The following is a 23,458-nucleotide window of genomic DNA, read 5'->3' as shown; positions in this document are numbered from 1 at the left end:
CTGCACGTCCGGGTTGTGATTCGCTGCGCGCCGCGTTGCTCGCGCGCGTTCGATCCACCTATGTTGTCGATCCCACACGCTCATGGCGCCGGCCATCAACAAGCACTGCGACACACTTGACCTGATCCGCGCGCTGGCTGCCGCCGCGGTGTGCGTGAGCCATATTCGCGCGCTGCTGTTCGTCGATTACCGCGCCGGCCTGCACCTCGGGCTGATCGGCCAGGCCTTCTATTTCCTCAGCAACTACGGCCACACCGCTGTGACGGTGTTCTTTGTGTTGAGCGGCTATTTCGTCGGCGGCACGGTGATACGCCAGGTGGCGGCGGGGACATGGAGCTGGCAGCGCTATCTGGGCGAACGGCTTTCGCGGCTCTGGATCGTGCTGATCCCGGCGCTGATCTTGACCCTCTTCTGGGACCGGATGGGACTCGCGACCATAGGCGGTCCGTTTTATCTGGGCACCGAGGGTAACTTCGATCAACGCGTCAACGTCGCGGCGCAGCTCGGACATGCCACGCTGTTTTGCAACGTCGCGTTTCTGCAGACGCTTTACTGCGGCACATACGGATCGAATGGTCCCTTGTGGAGCCTCGCCAACGAGTTCTGGTACTACCTCTGGTTTCCCGCCTGCTATGTGCTGGTCGGACGGCGGCGCATGCTGCAGGGACTGGTCGTGCTCGGTCTGGCGCTGGGTTCGATGGTGTTGTTTCAGCCGCTGCTGAACGGTTTCGTGCTTTGGCTGCTCGGCGCGCTGATTGCCTGGATCGAAAAGCGCATTCCCCGGCGCGCATGGCGAAGCCGCTATCCGGTGTCGACGTGGGTCAGCGGCGTGCTGTTCCTGGTTGCGCTCGCGGCGACCCGTTGGCAGAAGGAATGGGCTGACGAATGGACGGTCGGTTTTGCCTGCTTCGCTTTTATCGCCTGCGTCCTGCGCGAGGACGTGCGCCTGCGTTCGCCCAGGCTGTCGCGGCTCGCGATCGCGTTCTCCGGGTTTTCCTATTCGCTGTATCTGACGCACTTTCCGTTCGTGCTGTTTCTTATCGCCACCATGATCGGGCATCGCATCCAGCCCGACGGCTACGGTGCGCTTGTTTTCATCGCCTTGCTGGCCGCCTGTTATGTCTACGCGTATGCGGTGTACTTCCTGTTCGAGCGCAACACGCGGCGCGTGCAACGGCTGATCCAGCAGTTTCATCCGTTCGGGACGAAGCCGGAAGCGGAGGCGGCCGGGCGGGTGGGAAGCTGAACTGATTGCGGGCGATTCGAACGCACTCCACGCAACCCCAGAAACAAAACCGGCGAGTCGCCGGGACGTTGAACTGTCCCGCGAACTCGCCGTGCCTTGAACTGCGAACAACCGTCTCGTCGGATCCTACCTCGGGTCGAGCGGATCGGCGGTCTCGTACGTATAAGCGTAGGCGTAATCGTAGGTCCCATAGCGGCCGTTGTGCTTGACGGACACCGCATTCATCACGCCGCCGATCACATGCGCCCGCGCCCGGCGCAGCTTCTTGAGCGCCTCGCTGATATGACGCTCCGTATGCGCCCCCGCGCGCATCACCAGCACGGTCGCGCCGGCGATGTTGGCGATGATCGCCGCATCGGCGACGGCCAGCAGAGGGGGCGTGTCCACGATGACCAGATCGAACTCCTGCGAAAAGCGTCGCAGGATCTCGCTGAAGCGATGCGAGGTGAGAATCTCCGACGGGTTGGGCGGATAGGCGCCGGCGGCGATGAAGTGCAGTCCGTCGACACCGGTGGCGCGCGCCGCCGTTTCCAGATCGACCTGGCCGGTCAGCAGTTCGGTCAGGCCGCCGTTCGGCGAGCGGCCGAAGTAGTGAGCGAGCCGGCCGCGACGCAGATCGGCGTCGATCAGCAGCACCCGCTTGCCCGATTCCGCAAACAGCGCGGCAAGGTTGGCGCACAGGAAGCTCTTGCCGTCGGCCGGCGCGGGGCTGGTGAACGCGATGACGCGGTTCGGCACTTCGATCAGGCCGAACTGCAAGGTGGCGCGCAACCCGCGCAAGCCTTCGACGGACGTATCGAACGGATGAGTCTTCGCGAGCAGCGAACGGGTCGCCGCGTACGGGGCCGGCATCACCGTTTGCGCACCCTGGCGCACCGGCGCCGGCGCAGGAGCGGGCGCCGCACGCAGACCCAGCAACCTGCCGAGGCTCGCTGGCCCGCTCGCCAGCACGCCGCTCATGCGCTGTGTGCCGCTCGGCAATGCCGGGTGCCGCAGGCTGGCGATGAGCCGGTCGCCGCGCGACTGCTCGGCGCTGATCGGAATGGAGCCGAAGATCGGCAACTGAAAGCGGCGTTCGATCATTTCCGGATCGGCCACGCCGGTGAAAAAGGTGCGGCGGCAAAAGGCGAAACCGACGCCCGCGATGATGCCGAGCAGCGCACCCGCCGAAATGATCAGGCCGCTTTTCGGGCTGACCGGAGCGGAAGGCACCAGCGCCTCGTCGACGATGTGCACGTTGCCGATCGTCCCGGCACGCGTAATCGACAGTTCCTGGGTCTTGTTCAGCAGTGCCACATAGATTTCTTCCGCCACCTTGGCGTCGCGTTGCAGCGACACGGCTTCGCGTTCCGAACCCGGCAAGGTCTTGAAATGGTCTTCGAAGCGGGTCTTCTCCGCGCTCAGCGCGGCGAGCTGCGCATCGACGGTGGCGACCTCGGGACTATCGGCCATAAAACGTTGCAGCAATTGCGCGCGCGCGATGCGCAGTCCGGCAATCTGCTTTTCGTACTCGAGTCCGCCCGACAGGTAAACCGAGGCTTCCTGAGTCGGCTGGAACGAACCCACGCGGGCCTGATACTCCGAGAGCGCCGTTTCCGAGCGCTTCAGGTCGTCGCGCAGACGCGGCAACTCGCTGTTCAGGAAGGTCAGCATCTTGCTCGCTTCTTCCTGGGCGCGCTCGGTGCGCTGGCGCAGGTACGACTGCGCCACCGCGTTGGTGATCGCGGTGATGGCCTTGGGATCCCCGCCCATGTACGAGAGTTGCACGATGCCGGTGTCGTGGCTCTTTTCGACCACTTGCAGACCGCCGGCCAGACCCATGACGGCGTCGAGCTGGTTGGCGCGCGTGACGAAAAATTCCGTGCCGGCACGGGCGACCAGTTTCGTCACCAGGATCGACACGCCATTGGCTTCGGCGAGCGTGCCCGCCTTGCCGGTCAGGATCGGCTGCTGGGTGGCGGGGTCGAGCAGTTCGTAGCGTCCGTCGCCGAGCGCGCGCAGCGTCATTTGCACGCCTTCCAGAGACTTTGGCACGCTGATGGAGTCGACGTTGAACTCTTCGCCGCCCCAGGCGTACGAGCGCATGCCGAACCAGGCCGGAAGCGGGTGGCCGGGATGGGCAAAGAGCCGCGAAACGCGCCCGAGATACGGCATGACGTTGGCCGCCGTGCCGAAGTTGAGCTTGAACTGCTCGACGACCGGCTCGACCACGGCGCGGCTCTTGATGATTTCGATTTCGGCGTCGGTGCGGATGGTGCTGGTGCCGCCGGACGAGAGCGAAGCGATCGTCGAGACGGCGGACGAACCCGGCGACGACGGATCGATCTGCAGCATCGCATCGGCCGAATAGATGCGTGTCGCCACATGCGCGTAGATCACCGCGGCGAGCAGCACCGTGGCCGCAATGCCGATTACCCACCAGATCTGTTCGACCACCATGCGCACCAGGTCGCGCATCACCTCGTCTTCGTCGTTACCGGACGCGGGCGAGAATTCAGGCATGTCATAGGTACTCATTTTATTTTCTCTCGCTAGCCGTATGTTAAGGAGCCAGTTGCTTGGTGAAGAACAGCGTCTGCAGCGACGGCGTGATCAGATCGAGCAGGCGGTTAAAGCGGGCGGAGCTGGCGATCTGCACATAGATCACGTCGCGCGCCTGCAACTCGAACTTGGTCATCAGCATCAGCGCGTCGACCTGGGTCATGTCGAGCCGGTACACGTCGGGCGTGGTCAGTTTGGTGGTCACCTGGCCATTGGCGCCGGCCTCCGGATCGATGCCGCGAATCACGTAGATGACGTGCGGGTCGGACGTGTGGCTGTCAATGCTGCCGGCGCTCGTCAGCGCATCGGCGAGGGTCAGCCTGCCGCGGTTCATCGGCACGATCGACGGATGCGAGATCTCGCCGAGCACGAACACGCGGCTGTTGGTGCGATCCGGCACGTCGATGATGTCGCCGTCGTTGAGCACGACGTTTTGCAGCACGTTGCCGGATTCCAGAATCGAGGCGACGTTGATCGGGTAACGCTGGCCGTTGCGCGTGAGGCCGACATTCTGCAGGTCGGCGTCCGCATTGGCGCCGCCGGCGCGATTGAGTGCGTCGATGATCGTCAGCGGCACCGCGGTGATCGCCTGGGCCTGCGGCGCGTGCACGTCGCCCAGCACCTGCACCGCCTTGCTGTTGAAGCCGGTCACGCTGACGTCGAGTTGCGGGCCGCGGATGGTTTTGGCCAGACCGGCGGTGAGGCGCCTTTGCACCTGCTCGGCCGTCATGCCCTCCACCTTGATCCGTCCGACGCGCGGGAAAAACACCGTGCCGTTGGCGGCGACGCGCAGCGTCAGGCCGCCGGGCTCGCCGCCGCCGGTGGCGGCCGGGCTGGTGGACGGCGACGCGGCGATGGAATTGCCGCTGCCTTCGCTGCCGCCGCCGGACAGGGCGGGCAACGGCGGCGTACCGGCACTGCCGGTCCCGCCGCCTGGCGAGGTCAGCTCGGGGTGATCCCAGACGATCACCTGCAACAGGTCGCCCGGACCGATCCGATACTCGTATTGCGCGCGCGTTTTCGGCGTGAGACAGGTGAGCGGACAGGTTGCCGCGGGCGTGGCTTGCAGCGACGTCCGGCTGAAATACCCCGCGTTGATCGGCTGCACCTGAACCGTTGTGGCAACCGGTTCGGCGTCCTTGTTTTCCTGCAGATTGGTGGTGTCGAGAAAGCCGCCCGGCGTAAACGAACACGCCGAGAAGAGACACAGCGACACAACCGCAAGCCCCGTTACTATCGTTCTGGATATCATGGTTTCGGTCCCTCGCATTACATGAAACGCCGCACCCCGCTCAGCGTTTTGCTTCCTGCCACGCACCGCGCATCGCGCGAATGCCGATCCACCACTGGCGAAGGGCGAGCGCCGGTCCGGCGCCGCCGATCGCAAGCGTCAGCGCGCGGGCCAACCCCGGGTCCGCGCGTGTGCCGATCAGCGTTGCATAGACGACGAACGCGCACCGTCCTGGCAGGGACAGGTGTTCGCGCATGATGAGCCGCAGGTTGAACGACGCGTTATAGAACGCGGCATAGTTGAAAATGAAGCGTTGGTCTTCGTCGCCGCGCGGCGCCGGATAATGCTCGACGAGTATCGACGGGTCGTAGATCAGGATCCAGCCGCGCCTCACGACGTCGAGGCTGAACTGCATTTCGCAATGCACCTGCGCGCCGGTACCGCGCAGTCTTTCGTCAAAGCGCAGGCCCGCTACGGCCGCGCGCCTGAATGCCATGTTGACGCCTTTCAGCACGTGCACCGGACGCGGCTCGCCGCAGCCGATGTGATGATTGCCGATGGCGCGTCCATACCAGCGCACGAGTCCCACGCGGCCGTTCGCGCCGGCGAGGATCGCGCCTTTTTCGTGCACGATGTCGCGTCCGCCGATGCCGCCCGCGTCGGGCCGGCGGCCAAGCCCGTCGATGAGGCGCTGCGTCCAGTCGGGATGCGGCGCGGCGTCGTCGTCGGTGAAGCAGACAATGTCGCCTTGCGCCGTTTCAAGCCCGCAGTTGTAGGCCGCGACCACGCCCGGCGTGCCGACGAACGCGACCCGCAACGCCTCGCTGCCGGCGTTCTGCAGACGTTCGCGCAGCAGCGCATGGGTCGCGGCGTCCTCGGGACGTGCGACGACGATCACTTCGTCGGCCGGACGCAGTTGTGCATCGAGCGCTGCAAGGCAGCGCGCGAGATCCGCCGGCCGGCGGTAGGTCGGAACGATGACTGAAAGGCGTGGCGCCTCGTTCACCGCAGGCTCCTGTCGGTTCTGCTGCGTTTAGTAGGCATTGCGGTTCACAAAGCCCTTGAACAACGTGATCAGGACAATCCTGATGTCGAACCAGAACGACCAGTTGTGGATGTAGAAGAGGTCGAACTTGACGCGTGCTTCCATCTTTTCCACCTTGCGTGTCGCGCCGCGATAGCCGTTCACCTGGGCCCAGCCCGTAATGCCCGGCTTGATGCGGTAGCGATGCATGTAGCCGTAGACGAGATCCTTGTAGAGATCGTCGTGTTCGAGCGCATGCGGGCGCGGTCCCACCACCGACATCTGACCCATCAGCACGTTGTAGAACTGCGGCAGTTCGTCGAGACTGGTACGGCGCAGGAAGGCGCCGATCTTCGTCACGCGCACGTCGTGCTGGGTCGCCTGGGTGAGCTGTCCGCCGCTTTCCTCGTGCACGGTCATGGAGCGGAACTTGTAGATCCTGAACGTGTGTCCGTCGATGCCCTTGCGCTGTTGCGCGAAGAACACCGGCCCGCGCGTGCTGACCTTGATCGCAATGGCAATCGCCGCGAACAGCGGCGTGAGCGCAAGCAGGGCGGCGAGCGCAAACAATCGGTCGAACACCAGCTTGGGCCACATTTGCGGCGGCGAGATCGGCGTGCCGGTCAGGTTGATGGTCGTGAGACCCATCACGTCGACCAGCGAATGGCCGAACAGCGTCATGCTGCGCGTATCCGGAATGAAGCGCAGGTTGACGAAGTCATGCTGGAACGTGCGCGTGAAGCGGTAGATGGTGCGTTCTTCCGAGAGCGGCAGCGCGAGCCACACTTCGTTGATGTGTTCGGCGCGTACCTTCGCCGCGAACGCATCCAGATCGCTCAACACCGGCAGACGATTCATGCGCGCGCCGGCCTCGGCGGGCTCGCCCGCTTCGGCGGCTTCGGCCAGCGTGGTGTCGAACACGCAGACGGGCTTGAAGCCGGCCTGCGGCACCTGCTCCAGATGGGCGAGCAGCATGCGGGCGAAGCCGGGCGAGCCGACCACCGCCACGCTGCGGAAGTTCAGGCCGCGCCGCCGTACCACGCGCAACATCAGATGGGCGGCGAGCTTGGTCGCGACGATCATGGCGCCCGAGATCAGCGTCGAGTAGCCGAACCAGAGCCGCGACACGGCATCCATCCGGTGTAGCGTGAAGACCAGCAGCAGGCCCGTCACCACCACGAAGAACCAGCCGGCGCAGACGCGCACCAGCATCTCCGCGAGCGACTTGCCGCGCCAGGTCTCGTAGATGCCGAAGACCGGGAACAGCAAGAGGACGAGCACGCAGTTAAAGGCGATCAGCAGCCGTTCGGTATCGGCGAGCGAGAGCGTGGCATCGAAGCGCATCCAGTGAGCGAGCAGTGCACCCGCGATCACGAATAACGCGTCGAGACAGCGCGCAGTATTGCGCAACATGGTCGGTCTACCTTGCAGGTCCGCGGCGGCTTAGTTGACGGCCTCGGCCTGATGCAGGCGCGGCAGCAGCCGGTCGAATTCGCGCTTCACGAGCCCGTAGCATTCGCAGGCGCGCGCTTCCAGACCTTGACGGTCGAGCACCTTGATGTGGCCGCGGCTGTGATGGATCAGGCCTTCGTCGTGCAGCTTGCCGGCCGCTTCGGTGATGCCCTCGCGGCGCACACCGAGCATGTCTGCGATCAGTTGCTGCGTGACGGTCAGCTCGTTGGAGGCGACCCGGTCCACTTCGATGAGCAGCCACCGGCACAGTTGCTTGTTGAGCGAGTGGTGACGGTTGCAGGCGGCGGTCTGGGCGACCTGGGTGAGCAGCGCGTGCATGTAGAGCATCATCAGGCGGCGCAGCAGGTCGGAGCGCAGGAAATGCTGCTTCAGGCTCTGGGCGGTCATGCGATAGGCGAAGCCGGCGCTTTGCACCTGCACGCGGTTGGGCATGGTTTCGCCGCCGGTCAATACCGGCACGCCGGTCATGCCTTCGCGGCCGACCGCGGCGATCTCGACCGAGCTGCCGTCTTCCATCGTCGAGAGCATCGAGATGATCGCAGTGGTCGGAAAGTACACGTGATGAATTCGTTGTCCTGAATCGCAGAGCAACTGCTCGGTGCGCAGATGGACAAGTTCGAGGTGAGGGGCGAGTGCTTGCCACTCATGCGATGGCAGTGCGCCGAGCAAATGATTGCCGTGCAGATCGGATTGAAGCGTTAACATGATCGGTCCTCGCACGAAGTCGCTGACGCGACTCGTTGGTTTTTTTACCCGCCTCTGCATCCCTGGTGTATTGCCGCCTGGCGAGCGGCTATGGATGAACAGTGCGGGCCCCGTATGGCCTTTTTGCGCCGTCGTTTGAATGGTTGTTGGCGTCGGCGCTAGTGCTGCGCTTCTCATTTAGCGAGGACTGTGCCATGCAGGTCCAAAGCAAGCACTGGTGCGGCGCAGCGAAAAGCGGCATGGCGTTTTGCGAGGCAAAACGTGCGTTTTTGTTTCAATTTTGTACGACGCCTCAAGGCCACCCAGGGTTTGCCAGAGACTGTTAAATTCAACGCAAGTGATTGATAGAATTCGTTTAAAACGCGTTCTCGTAGAATCTGCATGAGGTCTTTCGCAGGGGGCGGGCTACGTGTGGTGGCGTTTGGCGCGGCGGTCCGGGATGACTCAGATTTGATTCATATGTGTTCCACCGGTTAGGTGCCCTGGCGCACGGAAGGAATTTTTGGCGAAGCGTGCGGGCGCTTGTGCTGACGTGATGACAGCGTCCGCGAAACTGCAGCAGAACGAGCGTCTGCGAGCCTTGCAGGGGAGCGGTGTGGGAGACGGGTGGATTCAGCCGTAGAACACGGGCGCGCTTGAGTTGATGGCGCGTACTTCGCCCGAGGGTGCGGGGTGTGTTGCGTCGGCGTTCATTGCCGGCAAAGGACGCAGTGCGATCGTGCGCGGCTCGCCAGGCGGCAGATGAAACCAGTTGTCGACGGCACGGTAGTGCATATCTGCAACGTTGACGAAGCGCGCGAAGCGCTTCGCTTCGACGATCAGTTGCCAGCCGCTGCCGGTGGCTTCGAGCGTGGCGCTAAGGCCGGTGTCGTAACGTTCGGCAGCGCGCCGCTCGGGCAGATGAAACGCTTGCGAGAGGATCTGTCTGCTCGCCGGATCGCGCAGCGTGGCAAACGTCACATCATGCGAACGTGGACCGAAACGATACGCATGCGTCAGATCGAAGAACTGCCCCAGACACTCCGCTGCCGCGAGACGCTGCTTGCTGCGTGGCGCGAGTTCCACCAGAGAGGTTGCGCCCGCAACCTTTACCGCGCCGTCGCGCAGGCACACCAGTTCAAGCTGTGCCGTCACGCTCTCGCAGGTCTCGTTGATGAGATGCAGGTCGAGTCCGTTGAGGCCTTCGTCGGTCATGACCACCTGAACCGGACGCAGCACCTGGGCGAGCGCGTGCCACGCGCTCTTGGGCCGTCCGGTCGAATCCACGATGCCCCAGCCGGCGCCCGCGCGCAGATCCTGGAACTGCCAGACGAGGGCGCCGCCGCACGGCGAACCGGCGCGCCGCCATTCGGCGAATACCTCGGTCATCAGCTCGGCCACCACCGCTCGCGAGAGTTCCAGATAGCGCTGCGGGTCCTCGTAGCGCAGGCGGGCGGGCTCGATGCCATAGAGCGTGGCCAGGTAGTGGTCGCGCACGTCGTCGAAGTCCCAGCCGGCGCCCTGGTCGCGCGGCACGGCCGCCTTCCATCGCGGATCGTGAACCTGAATCGTGCCGAGCGCCTGCTGCAGGGTGGCGTCGTCGGGCACGTTGGCGAAGGCCAGGCATTCGGCTGCGAAACGCACTTCGGCGCGCCGCACGTCGTCGAGCGGCCGTTGATACGCACCCACGCCGTAGTAGTGCGTGATGCCGGTGCGAGTCGAAAACGGCCACACGCCCCCGGTCGGAGAATTGTTCACATACGTTACATCGGGCCGTTCCTGCGCGGCGAGACCGGCCAGGCATTCGGTGAAAAGAGGTTGCGCGCGCATCGAAGGCGGCAGGCCGAACATCGCAGCTTGCTGATCGACCTCGCTGCCGCCGCACAGCACGGCCAGGGACGCAAAGCGGCGTGTGCGGGCCAGAAACTGCGTCGCCTCGCGACGCACGGAGGCGGCGAAGGCCTCGTCGGTGGGGTAGTCGAAGTTCGCAAAAGCGAAATCCTGCCAGATCAGGATTCCGAAACGGTCGGCGAGCGCATAGAAGGCGTCCGATTCGTACACCATCGTGCCGCCCACGCGCAGCATGTTCAGGCCGGCGTCGCGCGCGAGCGTGAAGGCGTGTTCGAGTTGCTGTGGCGTACCGGCGAGCGTGACGAGATCGGCACTGGTCCAGCAGGCGCCGCGGCAGAACAGCGGCACGCCGTTCACACGCAGGGCGAAGCCGTCGCCGTCCGCGCCGCGGTCCACTTCGATTTCTCTGAAGCCGAGCCGGCCCAGTTCGAAGCGCTGGCCGCCCAGTTCCAGCGCGACAGAATGCAGTGTGGGCACGCCATGGGTATGCGGCCACCAGCGTTCGGCGCGCGGCACGCGCAGTTCGCCCGTGAGCGTGACTGCGTCGCGCCACTCGAGAGACGCACGGGCCGCGCCGCAATTCAACGTCGCGGGGACGGTCTCGCTCTGCGGATGCACGAAGCGCAGCGTGAGCGACACGACGCCGTCGTCGCCGTCGACGCGGCTCGCGAGGTCGATCGTATCGAAGGCTTCGCCGGCATCGCCGAGCAGTTCGATGGGGCGCCACGGACCCACGGCCTGCAGCGGCGGACACCAGCCGGGCATGTGTCCGAGCAGCGTCGTGCGGACGTTGCGCAAGGTGGGCGGCGAGGCGAGGCGAGGGCGCCAGCGGGCGCGCGAGCGGCGGGCGGCGAGCAACGGCGCGAGCGAACGGAAGCACAGGGCGAGCGTGGCCGGTCCGGTCAGCTCGAGCTCGAGATCGTGCGCGACGAACATCGAATCCGAGTCGAGCCGCTTCACGCCGTCGAGCCACACTTCGGCGAGCGTCGCGAGGCCGTGCAGACGCAGACGTTGCGGACCGCTGCCGGTCAGCGCGGGCGTCAGGCTCAGGCGATACCAGTGATCGTCGAAGGCAAACGGCGGCGGACGATCCGCGTCGAGCTGTCCAGCGGCCCGCCACGCGGCTGCCACCGTGCCGGGCACCTGCGCATCCAGCCAGCCCCCGGCAGGCCAGTCGGCAGGCGATACGCACGCGCCGGCGGCCGTGCTCACGCATTGCCAGCCCGTGTCGAGCGCGCGCGGCCAGACGGTGCGGGCCCGCGCACCGTCCGCGGTTGCGAGCCCGCCGTGAGTTGTCCCGGCGGCGGGCGGTGCAGCGGCTTCGCGCACCAGGTCAGGCGGGGTGGTGGGCAAGGCGCGCACAGTGACTCCGGGCAGCGTAGCGCGTCAAAACGCGAGCGCGGCAAGCGGCGGCATGGTCTTGTCGTAGGCGTTTTCAAGCACGTCGAAGCAGTCGTTGCACAGGTCGTGGCGACCGCGCGCCATGGCCCGCACGAGGCGAAACTGCATCACCATCGACTCCGAGGCGATCTTCTGCGCCGAACCCGCAATCTCCGGAGGAATGTCGAAGCCTTGCACGGACAGCCACTGCAGGTACTTCGCCAGGAACTCGAAGTTCGCGCCCAGTTGCCGCATCAGGTTGAACGAATAGAGGTGGAAAAATTTCTCGCCGCGCGCGAGCACCGTGTCGAGCTGCTGCGGAAACTCGGCGCGCCACTGCGTGATGGGGTTGCGCATGGGACGGCGCGCCAGATGGGTACACAGCAGTTCCGCGGACGCTTCCGCGAGCGCGGTGCCTTCGAGCGCGGGCCGCACCTGCTTGGCGAATTCGACGTACGGGAACAGCAGGTCCGCCTGCCCGCTGAACTGCGGCAGCTTGCGAAACACCCCTTCGTAGTCCTCGCCTTCGAGCAGGTGATAACCGGTGTTGTGGAAATAGCCGAGGCGCTGCCCAGCCGGATCGATGAAGTCGATGCCGACGGTGGTCTTCGGATGTTCGCGCCGGTACGAAGTGGCGCGCGTGTTCGGCAGATAGTAGCCGTCCACCTCGACCAGCACCGTGTGGCCGCGCAGGGTCTGCGCCAGCACGCGGTCTTCCAGCGAGTCGTAGATCGCCAGTTCCTGCACCTGGGTGCCGTAGAGCCGCTCGAGATCCTCCAGCGGGAACTTGAAGAAGGTGAACTGGTCGCCCTCGAAGTCCTGCGTCACGGTGAACGCGAAGGCTGCCCGCGGGTCGAGCCCGAAGCCGTGCAGCAGCTCGATCCACAGGTCGACGTAGCAATTGGTCTCCTGCCAGACCCGGTCGCCCTGATGCAAGGCATGCGGCTGGTGCGAGCGCATCGGGTGGGGCATGGCCAGCGCGCGGAGCGAGCCGGTGAGCGCGGTCGTGAGCGGGGGCGTCATGCGGCGCCTCCCGCGAGTCCCTGCAGCACGCGCGCCCGAGTGTCGCCCCACAGCAGCGCGCGCACGTCGTCGGGCCAGACGTTGACGTCGAGGCCGTGATGGCGGAACAGCGCCAGCGTGATGCGCTCCATGCCGAAGCCCACGCAACCGGTATGCGCCACCGAGCCGTCCGCGCATTCGATCTTCCAGATCGCGCCGAAGTGGTCCATGTGATAGTTGAACGACAGGCAGGCCGTCTTGCCGTCGGCATTGGCCACTGGAATCAGCAGCTCGAACTTGAGCGCCTGGGCGCGCTGGCTGTCCGCGACGATCTTGCCGCCACGGCCGAAGAACGGATCGTTGGCGAGGTCGACGTCGACCGGCAACTGCAGCATGTGCACGAGCGCCGAGCCGCGTTCGATCCACATCTGACGAAACGCCATCACCTGGTCCGGGCTGCCGAGGCGCACGTATTCGCGCTGGCGGAACATCTGCATGCGGGCCGGATCGAGCGACGGTTCGTGGCGGAAGCAATACGACAGCACGTCGATGGTGCGGCCTTCTTCAGGCAGCGGACCGCGCCGCGCCATCACCGGATAGATCGGATAGCAGGCAGCCGGCGTCAGCACCACGCGGGTGGGTTTCTGCTGCGCCATCCAGTCGTCGCTGCGGTCGTCGTCGCGCTCGGTCATGGCGTCGTCGAGCGCGCGCAACAGGCGCTGGTGGCCCATGTCGTTGCCGCAGAACGAATGGATCGTGCCGGCGAGATTCGGGAAGCTCTTCAGATATTCGCTATCTTCGAAGTCGGTGCGGCGCATGGCCGGCGGAAAGCGCAGCACTTCCGGCTGCTGGTCGGCGCCGAGATGGGTAATCGCCACGTTCAGCCGTTCGACCACGTCCTCGAACACCTGGCTGCGGCCATACAGGCCGTTTTCGCCGGTATCGATCAGGATGCCCTTCTCGAGCAGTTCGTCGCGAAAGCTGGGGGCGGCCGGGGCGGCTTCGGCTTGCGCGGCGGCGAGGGCGGCGGTGTCGGTCATCGTGTTCATCTCAGGCTCTCCCCGGGGCGGCCGGACGCTGCGCCAGCAGCAGGCTCGCGGTGTTCTGTGCGATGCGGTCGTTGTTGATCATCAGCGGCGCGGAATACAGGTCGCGCAGATGGCGGCCCACGCTGTACTCGGTGCCGTTCTTGTAACCGGCCATGCCGCAGATCATCAGCACTTCGTGGACCACCTGCAGCGCGGTCGTCGAAATGCTGGTTTTCAACGTGTTCATGTCGGAGGCGAAGCCGAGCAGCGCCGACAGCGGCAGATCGGCCTGGCAGGCGCCCTGTTTGGCGTGATGCGCGACACGGGCGGCGTCGAGTGCGACGGCGAGGCGCGCCTGCATCATCTGCAGGAGGCCTACGGCTTCGGCGAGACGCAGGCCGGCCGGCGGCACCGAACCGGGTTTGGCGCGCGCCTGGGCGCGGAAAAACGCTTTCGCGCGATTGACCGCATCGGTGGCGATGCCGGTCCATACCGCGGCCCACAGCGTGTGCGAGATCGGCAGCATGGTCTGGTCGGCGATCTCGGCGAACGGCGTCGGCAGGATCTGTTCGGCCAGGCCGGTCGCGACGAGGCGAAAGCCCTCGCTGCAGGTGCCGCGCATGCCCATCGAATCCCAGCCGCCGCGTTTTTCGAGCGTCGTTTCGGCGCGCAACGCGACGATCATCACCTGGTCGGCCGCAGCCGATTCCGCCGTGCGGCGTGCCGTGACGAGAATGCCGTCGGCCTGCGCGCCGTAGGAGATGGTCGGCGCCAGCTTTTCGATGCGCAGGCGCTCGCCGTCGAGTTCGACCGAGCAGGCGCTGGTGCGCATGTTGCCGCCAATGGTCTCCTCGGAGGTCGCCGAGGCGAGCAGCCATTGCTGTTCGACCAGTTGCGCGAGGAGGGCCTGGTGCCACGGCGAGGCGCTGCCATGCGCTTCGATGCAGGCTACCTGGATCTGGTGCATCGCGTACACCATCGCGGTCGAAGCACAGCCTTGCGCGAGGATTTCGCAAATCGCGGCGACGTCGGCGAGCGGCAGGCCCGCGCCGCCGAACGCTTGCGGCACCAGCGCGGAGAGCAGCCGCTCGCGGCGCAGGGCGTCGAACGCTTCGCTCGGAAAGCGGGCTTCGCGGTCCACCGCGTCCGCATGCTGGGCGGCGACCTGCGCCGCGCGCTGGGCGGCGGCGCGCCAGCCGGCGTCGGCTTCGACGGCGGCGAGCGACGCGCCGCCGGCCGTCGCGTCGGGAGGTGGGCCGTCGAGCGGGCCCGCGTCGTGCATCAGCGGGGCGTTCATGCGGCCGCCTTTGCCTGTTGTAGCTCGCTCACCGCGGCGGCCAGCGAATCGATGCTCGAAAAGAGCCGGCGGGTCAGCATGCGGTCGGGAATCTCGATGTCGAACTCGTCTTCGATCGCGAGCATCAGGTGCACGGTCGCGAGCGACGACAGGCCTGCCGCGTAGAGGTCGGCGTCGTCCGCCAGGGTGTCGGGCGGCACGTCGAGACGTGCGGACTCGGAAAGAATGCGTCGCAGTGCAGTTTTCATGGGAAGGCGCCCCCTCAAGGACATGTCGCTAAGCCGCTTCTGGTTGGATTCGCCGCATTCGCCGCCCCCGGGCGGCGAATGCGTTGCCGGATGCGCCGAGCGCTGCAGGTTCGGACGATGTGTGCCGGCTGTCCGTATTTAACTGATCGCGATGCAGCATCGTCGGTGCGCTTCCGCACGGAGATTCAAGGGTCGCCGGAGGTAACGTGCAGTCATGGCAACGGGCTCGTCCCGTCAAACGAATCGCTGGGGGAATCTGATGAACTGGAAAACGCTCGAATTCGAACAGTTCACGGCACGCGAGTTGTATCTGGTCATGCGTGCGCGCAGTGCGGTGTTCGTCGTCGAACAATCCCATGTGTGTCTCGATGCCGATGGGCACGACGAGCAGGCCCTGCATGTCTTCGCAGTCGAAGACATGTCGCGGCCCATGCCGGTGATGGCGTATGCGCGCATTCAGCCTGGCGACGCGGAAGATCCGGAAGTGGTGATCGACAAGGTGTTGACGAGTCCCGCGCGGCGCGGCGACGGCACGGCGGAAATGCTGATCGAGCGGGTGTTGCAGGCGATTGCCGAGCGTTGGGCGGCGCGCGTCGTGCGGGTCACCGCGCCGGTCAGCCTGCGCGGTTTCTACGAGCAGTTCGGCTTTCGCAAGACCGAAGGTCCGTTTCTCGAACATGGGGTGCCGTTCATCGGCCTCACCTGCCAGTTGCGCGGCGCGCGCACGGCCCTGGGAAGCTGGCGCCGCGAGCGCACTGCCGCGCCGGTGGCCAGCACCTTCGAACTGCTCTAAGGGCGCGCGATGAATCGCACTGCGGCTCTGCCGTTGCCGCGCACCCGGGCGCATCCGAAGGCGAGCTCGTTGGCTTCGCGCGTCGCCGGGCCGGTGGGCATGCAGGTCAGCCTGCTGGTCGTGACGCTGGTCCTGATCGTCGCGCATCAGGGCAAGCTGCTCGAGCTGGCGTTCACCCCCATGACGGTGCCGATCGCCTGGCGGCTTTATCGCCGCTATCCGGCGCACTATCTCGGCTTCGTCTGCTGGCTGTTTTTTCTCACGCCTGAAGTGCGGCGCTTTGCCGACTTCTTCAACGGTTCGTTCAATCCGCGCAGCATGATCATGGTCGCGCCGCTGCTCGCGGCGGCCATCTCCGGCATGGCGGTGTTTACGCACTACCGCATGCTGGGGCAGCGTTGCGCCGCGCCGCTGCTGTTGATCATGACGGCGCTGCTGTACGCGTTTCTGATCGGCGTGGTGCGCGCCGGCATTGCGCCGGCGGCGTTCACGCTGTGCGGCTGGATGTTTCCCACGCTGATCGGCTTTCGCATGATCGTGACCTGGCAGGAGTATCCCGCCTATCACCGGGTGCTGCTGAAGACCTTCGTCTACGGCACCTTCGTGATGGGGGCGTACGGCGTGATCCAGTTCGTCAGCCCGCCGCCGTGGGACGCGTTCTGGCTCATCTCCTCGGGCATGGAGTCGGACGGTCTGCCCGTGCCGTTCAGCATGCGCATCTCGAGCACGATGAACTCGTCGGGTCCGTTCGGGATCGCCATCATGGTGGGCCTGTTGATGTCGCTCGCCGCGCGCGGCAAGATGCGCGCCGCCGCGGCCGTGGTGGGCGTGCCGGCGCTGTTGTTCACGTCGGTGCGGGCGGCGTGGGGCGGCTGGACGATCGGGCTGCTGTACCCGCTGGCGATGCTGGACGGCCGCAGCCGCGTCCGCCTGATCGTCGGCGTGGTGGCCTTCGCCGGCATCTGCATGCCGTTGACGATGATCGACGAAATCGCCACGCCGCTGATCAAGCGCGTCGAGTCGTTTCAGAACATCAACGACGACAGCAGCTACCGCGTGCGCGAAAACTTCTACAAGAATTTCCTGTTCACGGCCTTGTCCGATATCTCGGGCGAGGGCTTCGGCATGACCGGCATCGGCACCAAGCTGGCGGACGACCCCACCAAGGTCAACGTCGTGTTCGACAGCGGCCTGATGGAGGTGCCCTACGTGATGGGCTGGCCCGGCACGCTGCTGTATGCCACGGGCCTGCTCACGCTGATCTGGCGCGCCTTCGCCGCGAGCTACGCGCGCAAGCGGGACCGTGTGGCGATTTCCGGTGTCGGCACGGCGCTCGCGATCTTTTCGATGATGATCTTCATGAACACGCTGCAGGCGGCAGGGGGCATGTTCTTCATGATCGGCGTGGTGATGCCGGTGATCGGCCTGCGCTATTCCCGCGCCATGAATGCGCACGCGAGTCCGCGCAAGACCGCGCGCATCGATAACGTCCTATCACCGGCGGTGCTATGAGAGTCCTGATCGTGACCCATGCCTTCGTGATCAACGACGGCCAGGGCCGGGTGAACTACGAGATCGTGCGCGCCGCGCTCGCGGCCGGCCACTCGGTGACGCTGCTCGGCTCGCAGGCGGCGCCGGCGCTGCTCGCGCTGCCGCGCGTGCGCTTCGTGCAGATTCCGGCGAGCCGTCTGCCGACCCGCCTGCTGCAGTACCAGATGTTTGCGCTGAAGAGCGCGCTGTGGATTCGCCGCCACCGCGCCGAGTTCGACGTGATTCACGTGAACGGTTTCATCACGTGGGCCCGCGCCGATGTGAACACAGTCCACTTCGTGCACGACGGCTGGTATCGCTGCGGCTTCTATCCGTTCCGGATTCGCGACGGCGCGTATCCGGCCTATCAGGTGCTCTACACGCGCCTGAACGCATGGTGCGAGAAGCGTGCCTTGCGCCGTGCGCGGGTGGTCGTGCCGGTGTCGCTCAAGGTGGCGGCCGAGGTGCGCTCGCTCGGCATCGGCGATGAGCGGATGCAGGTGATCCACAACGGCGTCGACGTGACGGAGTTTGCACCCGGCGCGGCGGAGCGCGCGCGCTTCGGCTTGCCCGAGGCGCCGTTCATGCTGCTGTTCGCGGGCGACCTGCGCCTGTCGCGCAAGAACCTCGACGCGGTGCTGCGCGCGCTCGTGTCGATGCCGCCGCACGTGCATCTCGCCGTGGCCGGCGCGCTGCGCAACAGCCCGTATCCCGCCCTGGCGCAGACGCTGGGCGTCGCAGAGCGGGTGCATTTCGTCGAATTCGTGAAGGACATGCCGGCGCTCATGCGCTCCGTGGATGCGTTCGTGTTTCCGTCGCGCTACGAGGCGATGAGCCTCGTGATGCTGGAGGCGCTCGCGAGCGCACTGCCGGTGGTGACCGCCGCGACGGCCGGCGGCGCCGAAGTGATCGACGACGACTGCGGCGTCGTGCTGGGGAGTCCTGAGGATGTGGCCGGTCTCGCCGCGGCGGTGACGCGGCTCGCCTCTGACCCGGCCTATGCCGGCGCCATGGGACGCGCCGCGCGCGAGCGGGCCCAGACGCTCAGCTGGCAAAACATGGCGACGCGCTATCTGTCGCTCTACGAGGAGCTCTGCGCGCGGCGGGTGCCGCAACTCGCCCCGGTCGGGGGCTTTAGCGTGTCGACCGAAACATGAGCACGATCGATTCGCTGCAGATCGGCATGCACTGGTTCGGCGAGCGCCCAGGGGGCCTCGATCGCATGTTCAAGGAGCTGATCGAGTCGCTGCCCGGCCAGGGCGTGACGGTGCGCGGCCTGGTGGCCGGCAGCACAGGCGTGCTGGCCGACTCGCATGGCGTCGTCGACGCCTTCGCGGCGGCACAGGAGCCGCTCAGAACCCGGATGTGGCAGATGCGCGCGCACTCGCGCCGGCTCAAGCGCGTGTCGGTTCCCGATGTGGTGGCCACGCACTTCGCGCTGTATGCGGCCCCGACCATCGGGGTGTTTCCGCGTGTGCCGCGCGTCGTGCATTTTCACGGACCGTGGGCGGCCGAAAGCACGGCGGAAGGACGCGGCGGGGTATCGCGCGCGTTTCGCCATGCGCTCGAGTGGTCGGTGTATCGGGGCGCCCAGCGCCATATCGTGCTCTCGCACGCGTTCGGCGACATCCTGCGCAAAAGCTATGGGGTCTCGGACGAGACGATCCGTGTCGTGCCCGGATGCGTCGATGTCGACCACTTCCATACGTCGCTCACGCGGCAGCAGGCGCGCGCCGCACTGGGCCTGCCGAACGACCGCCCGCAGATTTTCTGCATCCGGCGTCTGGTGTCGCGCATGGGCCTCGAAAATCTGATCGATGCGATGTTTGTGGTCAAGCAGGCGGTGCCCGATGTGTTGCTGACGATCGCCGGGAAAGGCCCGCTGGAGTCGGCGCTGCTGATGCGGATCGAGCAGCGCGGACTCACTGGGCACGTCAAGCTGGCCGGTTTCGTCGCCGACGCCGCGTTACCCCTGTGGTACCGCAGCGCGGACGTGACGGTGGTGCCGACCGTCGCGCTCGAAGGCTTCGGCCTGACGACGGCGGAGTCGCTGGCGGCCGGCACGCCGGCGCTGGTGACGCCCGTGGGCGGCCTGCCGGAAGTGGTGGCGCCGCTCTCGCCGGATCTGGTGCTGGGTTCGGTCGGCTTTCATGCGATCGGCAGCGGCATCGTGGATGCGCTGCTGGGGCGCCGGGTGTTGCCGGGCAGCGAGGCCTGCAGTGCCTACGCGCGTGCAAACTTCGACCGCGCGGTGGTCGCGGCTCAGGTGGCCGATGTGTATCGGGAAGCGGTGAGCGAGCGCTGATGCGCTGACTGCACGTTGACGCACCGGCGCACCGACGCGCTGACGGATGCCGCCGTACCCGAAGCGGCCGCGCGGCTTACTCGTACAGCAGCGCGGTGCGCTCCGCCATGCGTTGTTTGGAAAACAGCGCCTTGCCCTTCAGCACGGCATTGGCGGCGGTGCGCTGACGCAACTGCACGTCCTCGAGCAACGTCGCGATGATGCGCGCGAGTGGTTCCGGTTCGTCGAACGGCGTGATGAAGCCGCATTCGCCGTCTTCGATCTGATCGCGCGAACCGCCGCTCGGCGTGCGCACCGGCAGCAGTCCCGCACACATCGCCTCGGCGACGACCAGCCCGAACCCTTCATAGCGGCTGGGCAGCACGAACACGTCGCTGGCCCAATACACCGCCGGCAGATTTTTCACGAAACCGAGGAACGTGAAGAGGTCCGCGCCGGTGCCGTCCTTGAAGGCGTAGGCCTTGATCTCCTCTTCCTGATCGCCCGAGCCGACAAACACCACCCGGAACCTGGCCGCGGGCAGACGTGTCTTGACGATCCGCGCGGCATCGATCAGCACGTCGTGCCCCTTGTTCCACGAGAGACGGCCGGCCAGCAGGAAAATGCATTCGTCGTCGGCGATGTTCAACGCCCGGCGCGCGGCCAGACGTTCCGCGGGCGAAGGCTCACGGTAGGCGTCCGAATCGATGCCGAGCGGAATGTGAATGACCTTGGCCAGCGGCAGACCCACGTCGCCGAGCAGCCAGTCGCGGATCTCGAGCGAGGTGGCGATCAGGGCCTTGGGCGAGGCGAGCGTAAACAGCAGCCGGTATTTCAGCGACTGCTGACGCCGTCTGGTTTGCGACGTCATCTGTTGCGGATCGGTGCCGTGCAGCGAGGGGTGGAAGGTGGCGACGCAGCGCACGCCGGTCAGCAGGCGCAGCAACGCCGCGAGCGGCAGCGCCGAGAAGCCGTGGCCGTGCAGGATCGACACGTGGTGCTGCTTCATGACATGCCGGCAACGCGCGATGTGGCGGATCGACGGCGTGACCGTATTCAATCCTTCGATCACTTCCCAGTGCTCGACGAGCGACATCAGATTGCGATAGCGCATCTCCGAGCGGGCGTCGTAGTCGACCGCGCCGCTTATCACGATGACGCGCCAGCCATTGCGTTTCAAGGCGCCAATCAGGGTTTCGCAATGGGACGCCACGCCGTCGTTACAGTGCACCGAGCGCAGTAAAAAGCCGACTGTTTTACTCTTGTCTTGCACTGCTGCTCCCCTGTCCATAGCCGGTCTGTGCGGGCGTCGAGCGCGCCGCCGGGCGAACCGTCCCGGCGCGTCGCTCACGTGCCTTATCAGATTGCATTTCATCGACGCGCGCCGCCGGCGTCGGTTCGGCAGCACACGCAGCGCAGCATGGCCGCGCCGGCGCGGACGTGTCGGCCCGAGATCCGGGCGGCGGGACGCATGGCGCCGAAGGGAGGGCGAGCGCACAGACGGTAGAAGCCGCAGCTTTCATGATCACGATGCAGCGCACCATGCGGCGGTTTCGTAGCGGATGGCGCGCGTTAGGCAGATTCAGACAGGTGTGCCCGAGCGTGGCGCACCACGACGATTTCCCAGGCGGAGTGCGGCGATGAGCAACCCAGGGCCAGTGGCGCAAGCCGACTTGGCGATAGCGGAACCGGGCAACCCACCGGACTGGCAGCCGGCCTTCGCCGTTTGCGTGACGACCATGAACCGGGTCGACACGCTGGCGGCGTGCCTCGCCAATCTGGCGCGTTGCGAGCCGCCCGCGGCGCTAGTGGTGGTGAGCGACGATTCGCCCGAGCCGGCCGTGCGTGCGGCCAACGAAGCGGTGGTGGCCGCTCACGCCGGCGTCGTGTATCTCGCCGGACCGCGGCGCGGCGTCTGCGCCAATCGCAACAACGCAGTGAAATACTGCCTGGAACACGCGCCGAAATGCGACTACGTGTCGTTCGTCGACGACGACATTCTGGTCTACGCCGATTTCTTCGCCGTCGCGCGTCAGCATTTCGCCAGCCTGCCCGTCCTGCAGCGGCGCATGACGATGCTGACGGGCGGGGCGTCGAGCGGTCCAGGCCTGCACGAGTGCAAGCCGGTGCGCCTGTCGTTCACCGGCTATTTCAAGGAAGGCCGCGAGCCGCAGTGCGTGAACCTGCATGCGTCGGTCTTTCCGCTGGCGCTATTCACCCACGACCTGTGGGACGAAAACATTTTCTTCGGCACCGAAGATGCCGAGTTGTCCTTACGAGCGCTCAGGCGCGGCTACCGGATCGATCTGGAGCCCGCCTTGTGCTCGCGGGACACCATGCCGGGCGGCGGCGTCCTGAACGGCGCCGGTGCGGTGGACGGGCTCACGCGCTATCAGCTGAATTGCGAGGCAGCGCGCCTTTATATCGGCGTGAAACGGTATCGGCTGATCGAGCCTAGCCTGTCGCGTTGCGCGGCTTTCTTGCTGATCTATTTTGGTCATCTCACACTGTATCTGGCGCGGCGCCGGGCGTTGTCCCAGCTCGTGCCGATCGTCAGGATATCGAAGGTATGGCGTGCCGGCGTGCAAGGCTGAGTGGCGCCGCGCCGTGCGGATGTCGAACCTGGAGGAGTCGCAATGGGGTGGAAGGGCGCATTACTGGAGATACCAGTCTGGACGGCCGGGCAGTTTCATCGGCCGCGCATCGATCCGCTGCGCGAGACGCCGCGCGATATTCTCGTGCTGCGGCCCAACGATTTCGGCGACCTGCTGACCACGACGCCGCTCTTTCAGGCCTTGCGATGGCGCTTTCCGGCGACCCGCATCGTGGCCGGCGTGGGCCGCTGGGGGCGTCCGATCCTCGAGAACAATCCTTATGTCGACGAGATCGTCGAGCTCGACGCACCGTGGAACAACAAGGTCGTGCGCAACCAGTCGCCGCTCGACGTGGCGCAGTTCATCTGGCGCTCCGGGCAGGTTGCGGCCTTGCGCCGCCGCAATGGCTTCGACGTCGGCATCGATGTGCTCGGCTCGCACGTGGGCGCCTTGCTGATGATGCGCGCGAAAGTCCGCTACCGGGTAGGCGTGCGCGGGTATCGCGGCGGCTGGAGTGCCTGCCGTTCGCATATCGTGTTTACACCGGAGATCCACGTGGCGCGGGCGGCGCTGGCGCAGGCCGAATTGCTCGGCGCCAGCAGGCTCCCGGAGCCGCGGCCGCAGTTGTACCTCACCGACACCGAGCGCGCGCAAGCCGCCGCGCTCTGGCGCACGGCCGGTTCCAGCCAGCCTGAACCGCTGCGTCTGCTGGTGGGTTGCGCGGCCGGTCTGGTCGAGAAGAGCTGGCCGGCACAGGCGTTGATCGCGGCGCTCGAGGCCCTCTCGCATGCGCTCGGTCACGCGCTCGATATCGTGGTGGTCGGCGGTGCCGCCGATGAGGCGAAAGCCGCCGAGATCGTCGCGGCCTGCGGCAGCGGCGTGACGATCCGCTCGCTTGCCGGCCGCGTCTCGTTGCGGGGCACTTTTGCGCTCGCCGAGCAGGCCGACGTGGTGTTGACCAATCCGTCGATGCTCCTGCATGCGGCCGCCGCTTTTCGCCGTCCCACGGTGGCGGTGCTGGGTGGCACGTTTGCCGATGCGAAAGCGCACGATACCGTCTGGGGCTACGCGCCGCCGTATAGCAGCGTGGCGCCGTTGAAGAGCGCCACGGGCGCCGCTGCGGGCAACTGGCCGACCGTGGAGCAGGTTGTGCAGGCAGTGCTGCGCGCCATGCAGTTGCGCGGCGAAACGCAGCGCACCTTGAGCGCGGAAGCACGCGGCTGAGACCCGGCCGAATGGGCCATCCATGCCC

18 protein-coding genes are annotated in these 23,458 nt (G+C 66.1%); 7 read left to right on the top strand and 11 right to left on the bottom strand.

All coding sequences use genetic code 11. From position 1 onward, the window contains the following. The first annotated feature begins 82 nt into the window (after positions 1–82). Positions 83–1,246 (top strand): acyltransferase family protein, encoded by a 1,164-nt coding sequence (locus tag P3T42_RS03590; RefSeq protein WP_429305188.1) that lies wholly within the window; start codon positions 83–85, stop codon positions 1,244–1,246. 126 nt (positions 1,247–1,372) lie between these two features. On the opposite strand, the gene P3T42_RS03585 is transcribed toward P3T42_RS03590, so the two are convergent. From P3T42_RS03585 to P3T42_RS03540, 10 genes are all read right to left on the bottom strand, one after another. Beyond that, positions 1,373–3,763 (bottom strand): polysaccharide biosynthesis tyrosine autokinase, encoded by a 2,391-nt coding sequence (locus P3T42_RS03585; RefSeq protein ID WP_074298270.1) that lies wholly within the window; start codon positions 3,761–3,763, stop codon positions 1,373–1,375. A gap of 25 nt (positions 3,764–3,788) precedes the next feature. Beyond that, complete coding sequence (locus P3T42_RS03580) at positions 3,789–5,039, bottom strand: polysaccharide biosynthesis/export family protein (RefSeq protein WP_074298272.1); 1,251 nt, start codon at positions 5,037–5,039, stop codon at positions 3,789–3,791. 40 nt (positions 5,040–5,079) lie between these two features. Then, a complete protein-coding gene (locus P3T42_RS03575) occupies positions 5,080–6,024 on the bottom strand; it encodes a glycosyltransferase family 2 protein (protein ID WP_429305187.1) in 945 nt (314 codons plus the stop codon). Between the two features lie 27 nt (positions 6,025–6,051). Next, on the bottom strand, positions 6,052–7,455 hold the full coding sequence (locus P3T42_RS03570) for an undecaprenyl-phosphate glucose phosphotransferase (protein WP_429305186.1): 1,404 nt from the start codon (positions 7,453–7,455) through the stop codon (positions 6,052–6,054). A 30-nt stretch (positions 7,456–7,485) separates the two neighbouring features. Next, a complete protein-coding gene (locus P3T42_RS03565; RefSeq protein ID WP_074298278.1) occupies positions 7,486–8,220 on the bottom strand; it encodes a Crp/Fnr family transcriptional regulator in 735 nt (244 codons plus the stop codon). 612 nt (positions 8,221–8,832) lie between these two features. Next, the gene (locus tag P3T42_RS03560) at positions 8,833–11,412 is read right to left on the bottom strand and encodes a glycoside hydrolase family 2 protein (protein WP_429305185.1); all 2,580 of its coding nucleotides are present in this window, start codon (positions 11,410–11,412) and stop codon (positions 8,833–8,835) included. Positions 11,413–11,436: 24 nt separating this feature from the next. After that, positions 11,437–12,402, bottom strand: a complete 966-nt coding sequence (locus tag P3T42_RS03555; protein WP_253190255.1) for a DUF1839 family protein — start codon at positions 12,400–12,402, stop codon at positions 11,437–11,439. Positions 12,403–12,449: 47 nt separating this feature from the next. Continuing rightward, positions 12,450–13,481: an amino acid--[acyl-carrier-protein] ligase gene (locus P3T42_RS03550; RefSeq protein WP_429305184.1), complete on the bottom strand. Its 1,032-nt coding sequence runs from the start codon at positions 13,479–13,481 to the stop codon at positions 12,450–12,452. A 1-nt stretch (position 13,482) separates the two neighbouring features. After that, positions 13,483–14,757, bottom strand: a complete 1,275-nt coding sequence (locus P3T42_RS03545) for an acyl-CoA dehydrogenase family protein (protein ID WP_429305183.1) — start codon at positions 14,755–14,757, stop codon at positions 13,483–13,485. Continuing rightward, positions 14,754–15,005, bottom strand: a complete 252-nt coding sequence (locus tag P3T42_RS03540; protein ID WP_074298286.1) for an acyl carrier protein — start codon at positions 15,003–15,005, stop codon at positions 14,754–14,756. The genes P3T42_RS03545 and P3T42_RS03540 overlap by 4 nt, the downstream gene beginning before the upstream one ends. 259 nt (positions 15,006–15,264) lie before the next feature. Here P3T42_RS03540 and P3T42_RS03535 point away from each other — a divergent pair, with 259 nt between their 5' ends. The 4 genes from P3T42_RS03535 to P3T42_RS03520 are packed head-to-tail and all read left to right on the top strand — an operon-like array spanning position 15,265 to position 19,633. After that, positions 15,265–15,798 (top strand): GNAT family N-acetyltransferase, encoded by a 534-nt coding sequence (locus tag P3T42_RS03535; RefSeq protein WP_074301580.1) that lies wholly within the window; start codon positions 15,265–15,267, stop codon positions 15,796–15,798. A gap of 9 nt (positions 15,799–15,807) precedes the next feature. Beyond that, entirely contained in the window at positions 15,808–17,310 is a 1,503-nt protein-coding gene (locus P3T42_RS03530) for a hypothetical protein (protein WP_429305182.1), read from the top strand. Beyond that, positions 17,307–18,485, top strand: coding sequence for a glycosyltransferase family 4 protein (locus tag P3T42_RS03525; RefSeq protein WP_429305181.1), 1,179 nt, complete (start codon positions 17,307–17,309; stop codon positions 18,483–18,485). The genes P3T42_RS03530 and P3T42_RS03525 overlap by 4 nt, the downstream gene beginning before the upstream one ends. Next, positions 18,482–19,633: a glycosyltransferase family 4 protein gene (locus tag P3T42_RS03520; protein ID WP_074298292.1), complete on the top strand. Its 1,152-nt coding sequence runs from the start codon at positions 18,482–18,484 to the stop codon at positions 19,631–19,633. The genes P3T42_RS03525 and P3T42_RS03520 overlap by 4 nt, the downstream gene beginning before the upstream one ends. 76 nt (positions 19,634–19,709) lie before the next feature. On the opposite strand, the gene P3T42_RS03515 is transcribed toward P3T42_RS03520, so the two are convergent. Next, positions 19,710–20,885, bottom strand: a complete 1,176-nt coding sequence (locus tag P3T42_RS03515; RefSeq protein ID WP_429305180.1) for a glycosyltransferase family 4 protein — start codon at positions 20,883–20,885, stop codon at positions 19,710–19,712. Between the two features lie 367 nt (positions 20,886–21,252). On the opposite strand from P3T42_RS03515, the gene P3T42_RS03510 reads away from it, so the two are divergent. Then, complete coding sequence (locus P3T42_RS03510; RefSeq protein ID WP_171991683.1) at positions 21,253–22,206, top strand: glycosyltransferase family 2 protein; 954 nt, start codon at positions 21,253–21,255, stop codon at positions 22,204–22,206. Between the two features lie 42 nt (positions 22,207–22,248). Continuing rightward, positions 22,249–23,430 carry a glycosyltransferase family 9 protein gene (locus P3T42_RS03505; RefSeq protein WP_429305179.1) on the top strand — a complete coding sequence of 394 codons (1,182 nt, stop codon included), beginning with the start codon at positions 22,249–22,251 and terminating at the stop codon, positions 23,428–23,430. The last annotated feature ends 28 nt before the right edge of the window (positions 23,431–23,458 follow it).

The sequence above is a fragment of the Paraburkholderia sp. GAS38 genome (assembly GCF_050434965.1).
Classification (GTDB): Bacteria; Pseudomonadota; Gammaproteobacteria; order Burkholderiales; family Burkholderiaceae; genus Paraburkholderia; species Paraburkholderia phenazinium_A.
This window is presented reverse-complemented; position numbering and strand designations above follow the sequence as displayed.